Annotated in this window: 11 protein-coding genes; all 11 read left to right on the top strand. The window is 70.8% G+C overall.

Going from position 1 to position 12,519, the window contains the following annotated elements:
- Window positions 1-6: 6 nt before the first annotated feature.
- The 11 genes from kynU to Mth01_RS09565 all read left to right on the top strand — a co-directional run bounded on the left by kynU (window position 7) and on the right by Mth01_RS09565 (window position 12,492).
- Window positions 7-1,290, top strand: coding sequence for a kynureninase (gene kynU / locus Mth01_RS09615; RefSeq protein WP_204014652.1), 1,284 nt, complete (start codon window positions 7-9; stop codon window positions 1,288-1,290).
- 288 nt (window positions 1,291-1,578) lie between these two features.
- A complete protein-coding gene (locus Mth01_RS09610) occupies window positions 1,579-1,893 on the top strand; it encodes a hypothetical protein (protein WP_204014649.1) in 315 nt (104 codons plus the stop codon).
- A complete protein-coding gene (locus tag Mth01_RS09605) occupies window positions 1,890-3,110 on the top strand; it encodes an amidohydrolase family protein (RefSeq protein ID WP_204014646.1) in 1,221 nt (406 codons plus the stop codon). Before Mth01_RS09610 ends, Mth01_RS09605 begins: the two co-directional genes overlap by 4 nt.
- 1 nt (window position 3,111) lies before the next feature.
- The gene (locus Mth01_RS09600; protein WP_204014643.1) at window positions 3,112-3,951 is read left to right on the top strand and encodes an alpha/beta hydrolase; all 840 of its coding nucleotides are present in this window, start codon (window positions 3,112-3,114) and stop codon (window positions 3,949-3,951) included.
- Window positions 3,948-4,844, top strand: coding sequence for a tryptophan 2,3-dioxygenase (locus tag Mth01_RS09595; RefSeq protein WP_204014641.1), 897 nt, complete (start codon window positions 3,948-3,950; stop codon window positions 4,842-4,844). Before Mth01_RS09600 ends, Mth01_RS09595 begins: the two co-directional genes overlap by 4 nt.
- A 46-nt stretch (window positions 4,845-4,890) precedes the next feature.
- Window positions 4,891-6,444, top strand: a complete 1,554-nt coding sequence (locus Mth01_RS09590) for an ABC transporter substrate-binding protein (protein ID WP_204014638.1) — start codon at window positions 4,891-4,893, stop codon at window positions 6,442-6,444.
- 4 nt (window positions 6,445-6,448) lie between these two features.
- Window positions 6,449-7,393: an ABC transporter permease gene (locus tag Mth01_RS09585; RefSeq protein ID WP_204014635.1), complete on the top strand. Its 945-nt coding sequence runs from the start codon at window positions 6,449-6,451 to the stop codon at window positions 7,391-7,393.
- The gene (locus tag Mth01_RS09580; RefSeq protein WP_204014632.1) at window positions 7,390-9,399 is read left to right on the top strand and encodes a dipeptide/oligopeptide/nickel ABC transporter permease/ATP-binding protein; all 2,010 of its coding nucleotides are present in this window, start codon (window positions 7,390-7,392) and stop codon (window positions 9,397-9,399) included. The genes Mth01_RS09585 and Mth01_RS09580 overlap by 4 nt, the downstream gene beginning before the upstream one ends.
- Window positions 9,396-10,466, top strand: coding sequence for an ABC transporter ATP-binding protein (locus Mth01_RS09575; protein WP_204014628.1), 1,071 nt, complete (start codon window positions 9,396-9,398; stop codon window positions 10,464-10,466). Before Mth01_RS09580 ends, Mth01_RS09575 begins: the two co-directional genes overlap by 4 nt.
- Complete coding sequence (locus Mth01_RS09570) at window positions 10,463-11,377, top strand: LLM class flavin-dependent oxidoreductase (protein WP_204014625.1); 915 nt, start codon at window positions 10,463-10,465, stop codon at window positions 11,375-11,377. The genes Mth01_RS09575 and Mth01_RS09570 overlap by 4 nt, the downstream gene beginning before the upstream one ends.
- On the top strand, window positions 11,374-12,492 hold the full coding sequence (locus tag Mth01_RS09565; protein ID WP_204014622.1) for a BMP family ABC transporter substrate-binding protein: 1,119 nt from the start codon (window positions 11,374-11,376) through the stop codon (window positions 12,490-12,492). The genes Mth01_RS09570 and Mth01_RS09565 overlap by 4 nt, the downstream gene beginning before the upstream one ends.
- Window positions 12,493-12,519: the final 27 nt, after the last annotated feature.

Raw genomic sequence — 12,519 nt, 5'->3', positions numbered from 1 at the left:
ACGGACATGATCGCCCCGTTGGGAAACGGCCCGCTGAAGTCGACCGAAGAGGACGCACTGCGACGCGACGCCGAGGATCCCGGCCACCGGCACCTTTTCCGGATCCCGCCCGCCGACGGCGGGGAATATCCGGAGAGCGCCTACATGGCGGGCAACTCGCTCGGCCTGCAGCCCCGGGCCACCCAGGAGGAGCTGCTGGAGGACCTGGCCGCGTGGGCCCGGCTCGGCGTCGAAGGCCATCTGGAGGCGGACCGCCCCTGGATGCCGTATCACGAGCAGCTCACCGGACCGGCCGCCCGGCTGGTCGGCGCACTGCCCGAAGAGACCGTGGTCATGAACTCGCTGACGGTCAACCTGCACCTGCTGATGGTGTCGTTCTACCGGCCGCGGGGTGAGCGCACCCGGATCGTCATCGAGGACACCGCGTTTCCTTCCGACAGCTACGCGGTACGCAGCCAGGCCCGCTTCCACGGCCTCGATCCCGACAGGGCGGTGGTACGGCTCGGCGACGGCAAGGCGGTGCTCGACTTCCTGGAGCGCGAGGGCGACACGGTCGCCCTGGTGATGCTCGGCGGGGTCAACTACCTCACCGGCGAGCTCCTGGACATCCCCGCGATCACCGCGGCCGGACATGCGGCCGGCGCGATCGTCGGATGGGACTTGGCGCACGCCGCCGGAAATGTCCCGTTGCGGCTGCATGATTGGGGGCCGGACTTCGCCGCCTGGTGCTCATACAAGTACCTCAACTCCGGTCCCGGCGCGCTCGGCGGGGTCTTCGTCCACCAGCGGCACCTCGGCGACCTCTCGCTTCAGCGGTTCGAGGGCTGGTGGAGCACCGAGCCCGAGACCCGCTTCCAGATGGAGCCGGTCTCCCGGCCGCCGGCCAGCGCCGACGCCTGGCAGATCTCCAACCCGCCGATCTACGCCATGGGCCCGGTGCGCACCTCGCTCAACCTCTTCGACGGGATCGGCATGGCAGAGCTGCGGGCTCGCAGTGTGCGGCTCACCGGCTACCTGGAGAGCCTGCTCGACGAGGTCACGGCGACCCGGCCGATCACCGTGGTCACGCCGCGGGACCCCTCCCGCCGCGGCTGCCAGCTCTCCCTGCGTGTCGAGGGCGGCAGGAGCGCCGCGGAACTGACCCGGCGGCTGCGCCACGAGCACGGGGTCGTCGCCGACGCCCGCGAGCCGGACATCATCCGAATAGCGCCGACACCGCTCTACTCGACCTACCACGACTGCCGGCGTACCGCCATCGCGCTGGCCGACTGTGTGGCGGAGGACGCTTGACACCCCCCTCGTGAATGAGGGGTTTCAGCACGCAGCGGGACTTCTGGCATCGGGTGCATCCTGACCGATCACTCGTGACACCAGAGGTCCCGTTCGGCTTTTCCCGCCTGACCGGCGGAGCTACGGCCGGCCCTGGCGCGTCACGAGCGCCGGTGCTCGCTGCCGCCTGCCCGAGAATGGCCCGATTTCCGGACGAGCCACTTTGATGACACCTATAACGAAATTGATATATATAAGGTGAATAGTGGTATTAGACCGTTATGCGCGAGGGGCTGCACGATGGTGGCCATGAAGCCCGCGCACTACCACAACGGTGTCTTCACGACGACGGGACCGGCCTTTCCGCTGCTTTCGCCCGTCGACGGGAGCCAGGCAGGAATCTTTCCCGAAGCCCCGCGCGACCTCGTCGACGCGGCGCTGCGGGCCGCTCACACAGCGCTCGCCGGCTCCCGGGGACGGACGGGCGTTCAGAAGCCGTGCTCCATCCTACGGCGGACCGCCGACGGCATCGCGACGGCCCGCTCTGAAGGATTCGTCGAAGCCGAAGCCACCGGCCATCGTGCGGAAGCCACCCGCCGTCCCCGCGTCTGGCCGTCCCGATGACCGCGTTGCTCGACGTGACCACCGGCGCCGGTGACCGGGTGGATGTGCGCGTCGCCGAAGGGCTGATCACCGAGGTGGTGCCCGCCGGGTCACTGACGACGTCACCCGGCGAGGAGGCCATCACCCTGACCGGACATCTGCTCTGGCCGGCCTTCGCCGAGCCGCACGCCCACCTGGACAAGGCCTACACCGCCGAGGCGGTGGCGAACCCGACGGACGACCTCTCCGGGGCGGTGCGGGGCTGGCGGCGGTATCGCGCGGGTCTGAGCGCTCGCGACATCGAGGAGCGAGCGGTCCGAGCCGCGCTGGCGGGTCTGGCCAGGGGCACGACCGCTATCCGGACCCATGTCGGCGGCCCGGGGGTCGACTTCACCGCGCTGGCCGGCGTGGCAGCGGCCCGAGAGCGACTGGCCGGCCTGGTCGACATCCAGATCGTCGCCATGGGCGCACCGCTCAGCGGTCCGGACGCCGCCACCGGCCGGGCAGACCTGGAGCGGGCGCTTGCTGAGGGCGCGGACGTGGTCGGCGGTGTGCCCCACGGCGAGTCCGACCCGTTGGAGGCCATGCGCTACTGCCTCGATCTGGCCGCCGAGCGGGGCTGCCCGGTGGACCTGCACATGGATGAGCATCTGCGCACCGACCTCGACCTGCTCGCGTTGGCCGGGCTCGTCATGGCCCGCCGCTCGACGGGCGTCACCGCCAGCCACTGTGTGAGCCTGGCGATGCAGGAAGCCGAGACCCAGATCCGGATCGCGGCCGCTGCCGCCGCCGCCGGGATTTCGGTGGTGGCCTGTCCCCCGACCAATCTGTGGCTGCAGGGCCGTGGCCACCCGGTGGCCACCCCCCGGGGCCTGACCGCGGTGGCCGTACTACGCGGCGCCGGCTGCCTGGTCGCCGCCGGCGGGGACAACGTGCAGGACCCCTTCAATCCCCTCGGCAACGGCGACCCACTGGACGTGGCGCTGCTGCTGATGCTGGCCGGACACGCCGACGCCGACACCGCCGTCAGCGCCGTCAGCACTACGGCACGGCGGGTGCTGGGGTTCCCCCCGGCCGGTGTCGAGGTCGGCGCGCGGGCGGACCTGGTCGCCCTGCCGGCCGCCTCAGCGCGGGAGGCGATCGCCGAGCGACCGGCGGCCCGGGTGGTGTTCAAGGACGGCGTGGTGGTGAGCCGGACCTCCGTCAAGCAGATCTTCCCGGCAGGAAAGGGGTACTGAGATGAGCAGATCGTGGCAGTCGCTGGACGCCGCCGACCTGGAGCGCGAGTACACCCCCAGCTCGGTGATCGACTCGCTCGCCGCTGAGCTGGAGGCCTACGCCACCGCCAGCGCCCGCACCCGGTCGGCTCATCCGCCGGTCGAGCTGCGCTACGGCCCCGGCCCCGGCGAACTGCTGGACCTGTTCCTGCCCGAGACCCCCGGGCCCGCACCGCTGCTGATCTTCGTGCATGGCGGCTACTGGCAGGAACTCGGCAAGGAGGACGCCGGCTTCCCCGCGGACGCCGTGCTCGCCCGCGGCGCGGCCTACGCCTCGGTGGGCTATCCACTGGCGCCGACGGCCTCCGTGGCCCAGATCACCGACGCCGTCTGCCGGGCCGTCAGCTGGCTACACGGCCACGCGCCCGCGTACGGGATCGACCCCGAACGGATCCAGCTCGCCGGCAGCTCGGCCGGCGCGCACCTGGCGGCCTGCGTGCTGTTGCACGGCCGCGTGCCGCTGCGCGCGGTCACCCTGCTCTCCGGCGTCTACGACCTGCGCCCACTGGTCACCACCACCGTCAACGACCCGTTGGGGCTGACCGAGCGGGAAGCCTGGCGGCTGAGCCCGATGAACCGGGTGCGGTGCACCCCGGCCCGGGTGGCGGTGGCCTGGGGCGAGATCGAGACCAGCGAGTTCGTGGCACAGAGCCGGGACTTCGCCGCCGCCATGGCGGCGGCCGGCAACCGGGTCGAGGCCTACGAACTGGCCGGGCTGAACCACTTCGACAACGTCTTCGCGCTCACCGACCCGGCGACGCCGGTGGGCGCGTCCACCCTTTCCCTCTTGGAGACACCATGACCGGTTCCCCCAACCCCGCACCCCGGCTGATCGAGCGTTCGTCGGACGAAGCCAGGTCCGCGACCGTCGCCCGAACCGGCGGCACCCCGCTGCTGGAACTGCCGGGCGGGAGCACGCCGTACATCGACTACGAGAGCATCGACGTGCTGCTGAACCTGCAGCAGACCCGCAGCGGCACCCACGACGAGATGGCCTTCTACATCATGGGCCAGGTCAAGGAGCTGCTGTTCAAGCTGATGCGGCACGAGCTGCTGGCCGCACAGCGGCACATCCGGGCCGACCATCTGCCGGGCGCGTTCGAGGCCTTCCGCCGGGTGGTGCGGATCCAGGAACTGCTGGTCTCCACCTGGGACGTGCTCGGCACGCTCACCCCGGCCCAGTTCAACGCCTTCCGGGACCACCTCGGCACCGCCTCGGGCTTCCAGTCCTACATGTACCGGCACCTGGAGTTCCTGCTGGGCAACAAGGTCCGGGCGCTGCTGAACCCGCACCGCGGTGTGGCCGGGGTGTATCAGGAGCTGGAGGAAGCACTGCACGCGCCCAGCCTGTACGACGACGTCATCGGCCTGCTGGCCGCCCGGGGCCACAAGGTGGACGCCGAGGCGCTGGATCGGGACTGGTCGCAGGCCTATGCCGCCAACGACTCGGTGGAGCAGGCCTGGTTCGAGGTCTACGGCGACCCGACTCCCGGCAACGACCTCTACCAGCTCGGCGAGGCGTTGATGGACATCGCCGACCGCTTCCAGCAGTGGCGCTACCGGCACCTGATCACCGTGGAACGGATCATCGGCTACAAGCCCGGCACCGGCGGGACCAGCGGCTCCGGCTGGCTGCGAAAGATCGTGGAACACCAGTTCTTCCCCGAGCTGTGGGCGGTACGGACCCGGCTCTGACCAGCCCCAACACGAAACGAACGAAACGAAACGAAAGGAGACTGCTGTGCGTCATCGTCCCAAAGGCCTCGCAGCCGCCGCCCTGACCGGTCTGCTCACGCTGGCCGCCTGTGGTGGCGGGCAGTCGCCGACCACCCGTCCCAACGCCGCGGACACCACCGGTGGGGTTCTCCGGTTCGCGACCTTCACCGTTCCCGACACCTTCGACCCCACCAAGCGCTCCGCCGGCACCTCGGGACTGAACTACCTGTTCCCGGTCTACGATCCGCTGCTGCGCACCGATCCGACCGGCAAGGTGGTCGAGGGGCTGGCCACCCAGTGGAAGCTGAGTGCCGACAATGTCACCCTGACCCTGCGGTCGGGCCTCAAGTTCAGCGACGGAGAGCCCCTGAACGCGGCCGCGGTCAAGGCGAACCTGGAGCGATGCCAGGCCGTCGGCGGCGGCTGCGGCAGCACGCTGGCCCACGTCACCAGCATCGACACCCCCGACGACACCACCGTGGTGCTCAACACCGACGGCCCACAGCCGGCGCTGCTCTTCGGGCTGACCACCGGTGCCGGAATGATGGTGAGCCCGAAGGCCTTCGACTCCCCCGACCTGGGCCGGATACCGGTCGGAGCCGGCGCCTATGTGCTGGACGAGCAGGCCACCGTACCGGGCTCGAAGTGGGTCTACACCAAGAACAAGAACTACTGGGACCCCAGCCAGCAGACGCTGGAGCGGCTGGAGATCGTGCTGATCAACACTGCGCAGCAGCGGGTCGCCGCACTGCGCACCGGCCAGGTGGACGCCTCGATGATCGGCGACGCCCAGGAACTGGAGAGCTACAAGCAGGCCGGGGTGGCGACCGCGGTCTCCGAGGGCGGTGACCCGATCGGCGTCGTCACCGTCGACCCCAGCGGGCCGTTCGCCGACAAGCGGGTACGGCAGGCGGTCGGTTACGCGCTCGACCGAGCGGCCCTGACGGGCACCCCGTTCCGCAAGGGCATGTCGACCCCGTCGGACCAGTTGTTCTCTCCCGGCAACCCCGGTCACGTCGACAACCCCTCCTTCACCTACACCTATGACCCGGACAAGGCCCGCGCGCTGCTGGCCGAGGCCGGTGTGAAGGACGTGCCGGTGACCATTCCGGCCATGCCGGGCCCGCAGAACAAGACGGAGGCCGAGGCCGTCGCCGGAATGCTCAACGCGGTGGGCTTCCAGGCGAAGGTGGTCTCCCCGCCGCCGCAGATGATCGGCCGGGAGGTCTTCTCCGGCAAGTACCACCTGGCGTACGTGCCGGTATTCGTCCCGGACGCTCCCATGCTCGCCGACGCCCTGGCGCCCAAGGGCGGTTCGATGAACCCCACCGGACAGCCCTACGCCAAGGCTCTGGACCTCGCCAAGCAGGCGGCCGCCGCCAGCGTCTCCGACGAGGCCGAGGCCAGGGCGCTGTACGGCGAGATGATGGCCGACCTGACCGAGGAAGGCGTGGTCATCCCGGCCTTCTGGAGCCCGGTCGGCGTGGCCTACGCCGACCATGTCAAGGGCCTGCAGCCGTGGGCCGGTGGCTACATGGGCCCGCCCGTGTACGGCGTGACCGTCGGCAGGCAGGGCTGACCTGATGCGCAAGGTCCTTGCCGAACGGCTGGTGTCGCTACCGCTGGTCGTGCTGGCGATGTCGGCGGTGATCTTCGGGATCACCTACCTGGTGCCCGGCGACGCCGCCGAGTCCGTGGCCGGAGTGCAGGCCGATGCCGCCCAGGTGGCTCGGCTGCGCCAGGAAATGGGGCTGGACGCCCCCTTGCCGAGTCAGTATCTCTCCTGGCTGCTGGACGCGGTACGCGGTGATCTCGGCCGCTCGCTCATCGACGGTGCACCGGTGGCGGGAACCATCGCCGACCGGCTGCCGGTGACGCTGTCTCTGACCGTCGCCGGTGCGGTGGTGGCCTGCCTGTTGGGAGTCCCCGCGGGGGTGATGGCCGGTCTGCGGCCGCGAACCCTCTGGGACCGGGCGGCCACCACCGGGGCCTCCATCGGAGTCGCCTTTCCGGCCTTCTGGCTCGGACTGATCCTGGTCGCGATCTTCTCGCTGCGGCTGGGCTGGTTGCCGGCCACCGGCTATGTCCCGATCGACGTGGATCCGGCCGGCTGGCTGGGCAGCATCATCCTCCCGGCCGTCGCGCTCGGACTGACCCCGGCGGCCGCGCTGGCACGGCAGATGCGCAACTCGATGGCCGAAGTGATGGGCAGCGACTACGTGCGCACCGCCCACGCCAAGGGCATGCCACGGGCGCAGATCGTCCAGCGGCACGCCCTGCGGAACGCGGCCGGCCCAGTGGTCACTCAGCTCGGTTTCTGGGTGGCGATCATGCTGGGCACCTCGCTGATCGTCGAGCAGGTGTTCTCGCTGCCGGGCATCGGCGGCGCGATGAGCAACGCGATCATGCAGCACGACGTCCCGCTGCTGGTGGGACTGGCCCTGGCCCTGGTGGTGATCGTGGTGCTGGTGAACCTGGTCGTCGACCTGTTCCTGTCGGCGCTCAATCCGAAGACGAGGCAGGCATGAGCAGCGCCATGTCCACAGCTGAGTCCGACCCGGCAGCCGACCCGGCAGCCGACTCGGCGTCCGCCCCCGCGGCCGAGGAGCCGACGCCCACCGGGCAGATGCTCCGGATCTGGCAGCGGTTCCGGACCGACCGGTGGGCGCTGATCGCCGCCGGCTACCTGGGGCTGCTGGTCGTGGTCGCGGTCTTCGCGCCGTGGTTGGCTCCCCACGATCCCGAGCGGCAGGACCTGCTACAGGCCTTCGGCGGGCCGAGCTGGGAGCATTGGCTCGGCACCGACGAACTGGGCAGGGACGAACTCAGCCGGATGCTGGTGGCGACCCGGATCTCGCTGCTCGCCGTGGCCGAAGCCGTTGGCATCGCGGTGGCGGTCGGTGTGCCCATCGGGCTGCTGGCGGGCTTCCGCGGTGGGTTGCTCGACCGGATCGTGATGCGGCTCAACGACCTGGTGTTCGCCATCCCCGCGCTGGTCCTGGTGATGCTGGTGATCGCGGTGCTCGGCACCGGTCTCGGCCCGTCGATGGCGGCGCTCGGGCTGGTGTTCTCCACCGGCTTCATCCGGGTGAGCCGCAACGCGGTCACCGCCATCCGCGAGGAGACCTATCTGGCGGCTGCACAGGTGATCGGGGTGCCTACCGGGCAGCTCGTACGACGGCACGTGCTGCCCAACGCCCTCGGGCCGATCATGGTGCAACTCGCGCTGCAATGCGGCGTGGTGCTGACCATCGAGGCCTCGCTGAGTTTCATCGGCCTCGGCGCCCAGCCGCCGGACGTCAGCTGGGGCACTCTGCTGGCCATGGCCGCCACCAGCATCCAGGGAGCCGACACGCTGCTGGTGGTCTGGCCGGGGGTGGCGATCACGGTCACCGTGCTCGCCCTGAACCTGGTCGGTGACGGGCTGCTGGCCGCGTTGAAGCCGGGCCGCGGCCGACGGATGTCCCGCATCCGGCCGGGCCGCCGCCGGCGGGCGGAAACCGTCCCACAGCCCACCCCTACCGCGACCACGACCACGACCGCGGCCACGGAACCGGCCAGGGAACCGGACGACGCCGAACCGCTGCTCCGGGTGAGTGGACTGACGGTCACCGCCGGTGAGACGCGGGTCGTCTCGGATGTCTCCTTCGACATCGCCGAGGGCGAAGTGGTGGGTCTGGTCGGCGAGTCCGGCTGCGGGAAGTCGACGATCGCCCTGGCGCTGATGGGGTTGCTCGACGACCAGCGACGCGTCGCCGCCGGCTCCATCCGTCTGGCCGGGACCGAACTGGTCGGCGCCTCGGCGACGGACTGGGAGCGGACCCGCGGACACGGCCTGGCGATGGTCTTCCAGAACCCGCAGACCAGCCTCAACCCGACGATGCGGATCGGCGACCAGATCGCCGAGCCGCTTCGGCTGGCCGGGCACAGCGCCCGCACCGCCCGCGCCGAAGCGGTCGCCCTGCTGGAGAAGGTGGGCGTTCCCGACCCCGCACGCCGGGCCAGGCAGTATCCGCACGAGTTCTCCGGTGGAATGGCCCAGCGAGCGATGATCGCGATGGCCATCGCCGGCCGTCCCAAGCTGCTGATCGCCGACGAGCCGGTCACCGCGCTCGACGTACGCGTCCGGGAACAGGTCCTGGATCTGATCTTGGACCTACGCGCGGAGTTCGGAATGGCCGTGCTGCTGGTCACCCACGACCTGGGGGTGGTGGCCGATGCCTGCGACCGCACGATCGTCGCCTACGCGGGGGAGCTGGTGGAGCAGGCGCCGGTCGAGGAGTTGTTCCGCGCGCCCGCGCACCCCTACACCCACGGCCTGCTCGGTGCCCGGCCCGTGGCGTTGACCGGCCGACGGCTGCCGACCATTCCCGGCTCGGTGCCGGCCCCGGGGCAGTGGCCCGACGGCTGCCGCTTCCAGTCGCGCTGCGCCCACGCCATGACCGACTGTTCGGCCGCGGCCGTCCCGACCATCACGCTCACCGGAGATCACCGGTCACGCTGCCTGCGAGCACAGGAGCACCCTTGGCTGTGAACACCTCAGAACCCGCCGCCTCGCCGCCGGATGAGAAGCCGCGCTCCGGCGCGCCCTCGGGGTCGGTCGATCCCGGGTTGCTCCGGGTGCGGAACCTGTCCGTGCATTTCGCCCATCGAGGCCTGCCGTTCACCCGCGCCGGCGTAGTCCGGGCGGTGGAGGATGTCTCGTTCACCATCCCGCCCGGCAGCACGCTCGGTCTGGTGGGCGAGTCCGGCTCGGGCAAGTCGACCACCGGCCGCGCCGTACTCGGACTGCAGCGGCCGACAACCGGATCGATCAGCTTCGGCGATCACGAGTACGGCGCGGCCTCCCCACGGATGCCGCGGGAGCTGCGGCGGCAGATCCAGGCGGTCTTCCAGGACCCGGGCTCGTCGCTGGACCCCTCACACCCCGTCGCCGATGCGATCGCCGAGCCGTTGCGGCTGCACCTGGGGCTGCGCGGCGCGGCCGCCGACGCGCGGGTGGTCGAACTGTTGGACATGGTGGGTATCGCCGCGCACCATCGGCATCGCTACCCGGCGGAGTTCTCCGGCGGCCAGCAGCAGCGGATCGCGATCGCGCGCGCCCTCGCCAGCCAGACCCGGCTCATCGTCTGCGACGAACCGGTGGCGGCGCTGGACGTCTCGACCCAGGCCCAGGTGATCAACCTGTTCGCCGATGTCCAGGCGGAGTTGGGGATGTCCTACCTGTTCATCGGCCATGACCTGGACGTGGTGGCGCACGTCAGCGATCAACTGGCGGTGATGTTCCGCGGCCGGATCGTCGAGATCGGCCCGGTGGTCGAGGTCTTCCGCCGGCCCGGCCACCCCTACACCCGGATGCTGTTGGAGGCCACGCCGGTGGCCGATCCGGTGCGGCAGCGGCGGCGGCGCGAGGAGCGCCGGCGGTTCTCGCTGAACGAGCCGCCGACCTCTGTCCCCGTGGCCGGCTGTGCCTTCCAACACCGCTGCCCGCTGGTGATCGATCGGTGCCGGACTGAGGTGCCGGCCATGCGTGAGCCGGCCAACGGTACGCGGGTCGCCTGTCATCTGGCCGACCCTGCTGAGCGAAAGGAATCGGCATGACGGCAAAAACCGCCCATTCAGGGGTGATGCTGGCCGACAGCCCGACCGATGCGGGAGCGAACCGGGTACGGGCCGCCGACCGGTGCGGGTTCGGGCGGTTCCACCTCGCCGATCGCGGGCTGGACGGCCGCGATCAGTGGGTGATGCTCGGCGCCATGGCCGGCGCCACCGAGCGGATCCGGCTGGGATTGGTGACGAACCCGTTCACCCGGACGCCGGCCACCACCGCGAACGCGTTGCGCACCCTGCGGGAGCTGACCGGCGGCAGAGCCTTCGTGGTGCTGGCACGCGGCGGCGAGCGGATCCTGGCCGGCGGCGGCGCGGTCGCGCAGCGGCCGATCGCGGCGGTCCGCGAGACCCTGGGAGCGGTCAGGGAGCTGTGTCCCGGCGCCGAGACCTGGGTGGCCACCAAAGGCCCGGCGATGGCCCAGATGGCGCTGCGCCATGCCGACGGACTGCTGCTCTCCGGCATACCGCACGCGTTATTGCCGCAGGTGACGGCGGAGCTGCGGTCGGGCATGGACCGGCCGGTCACCATCGGCCTCAGCGTCGCCTACGGCGGCGACGACGCGACGGTCACCCGTGACGGGCTGATCCGCGTCGCGCTCGAACTCGGCAATCTCCGCGACGAGTACCGCGAGGCCGCGGGCATCGACGCCAAGCTGGTCGAGGCGGTCAAGCGGGAGCTGTTCGGCGGCGGAACACTCGACCGCGCCGCCGATCTGGTGCCCGAGGAACTCCTCGCCCAGTTCACCCTCGTCGCGCCCCGGCCGGAGCTGAAGACCGCGATAGGGCGGCTGCGCGACCACAGCGGCGTGGACGTCGTCGAAATCTCGGCCTCGGCCGTATTCGACGACGGCGGACGGCTGCTGGCCCAGGAATTCGACACCACGACCCAAAGGACATCATGACTACCTCTTCACCGGTCCGCGTCGGCTGGATCCACCGCGCCAAGGTGGGCGACAGCATCAGCAGCTGGCTGCACAGCCATGAGCGGGCCAGGAAAGCCGTGGAGGCCGAGTTCGGCGATGCGGTGCACACCGAGGTGGCCGACGGCGCCGGCCGGGCCGAGGGCTTCACGGCTGCGGCCACCGACTTCGCCGAGCGCGGCTTCGACCTGGTGTTCGCCTGCGACACCCGCGGTGGGCTCGAGGTCCTGCCGGTCGCCGAACGCTTTCCCGGCACCCGGTTCATGCACAACCAGGGCGTCGACCTGGCGGCCAACTTCGGCACCTTCCGTGAGGCCCGCGACGAGCACGCGTACGTGTCGGGGCTGCTGTGCGGGGCGATGACCAAGACCGGTGTCCTGGGTGCCGTCGGCGGCACCCCCGGGCCGCTGGACCTGCAGATCGTCAACGCCTGGGCGATCGGCGTCCGGACCGCGAACCCCGACGCGATCATCCACGACCGCTGGGTCGGCAGTTACTTCGCCGAGGATCAGGCCGAGCGGGAGGCGGCGGTCGTGACCGAGCTCATCGACCTCGGCGTCGACACCTTCGGCGGCACGCTCACCGAGATGCCGACCATCACCAAGATGGCCTCCGAGCGCGGGTTGTGGTCGATGGGACGGGACCTGCGGTCGGTGCACCAGAGCGCGGTGCTGGACGTGGCCTACATCGACTGGGCGCCGTTCTACATCCGTGAGGTGCGCGCAGTCCAGGACGGGACATGGCGGGCTCGGCACGCCTACCTGCGGTCCAGGGACGGGGTGGTCCGCAACACCGAACCGGCCGCGGTGGTGCCACCGGAGGCCGCGGAGCGCGCCCGCCAGGCCTCCCGCGCGCTCCAGGCCGGCGAGCTGGACATCTGGCGAGGCCCGATCCGCGATCATCGGGGGAACCTGGTGGTGCCCGCCGGCACGTCGATCGGCGACCTGTACGACGGTCCGGAGCCGGAGCCCGACCTCACCAGGGCCGAGGCCTACCTGACTTCGCGGCAGTTCGCCTGGTTCCACGAGGCGATCACCGGCAGCGTCGACCCGCTGCAGGCCTGGCTCGAACAGGATGCCGAATCCCGGGCTCTGTGACCGAGGCGAGCGGCGACCACGTTTCCG

Origin of the sequence: Sphaerimonospora thailandensis, assembly GCF_016863115.1 — a bacterium.
In the GTDB taxonomy this organism is placed as follows: domain Bacteria; phylum Actinomycetota; class Actinomycetes; order Streptosporangiales; family Streptosporangiaceae; genus Sphaerimonospora; species Sphaerimonospora cavernae.
Note: the sequence above shows the minus strand (reverse complement) of the source record. Positions and strands in the feature narration are given on the sequence as shown.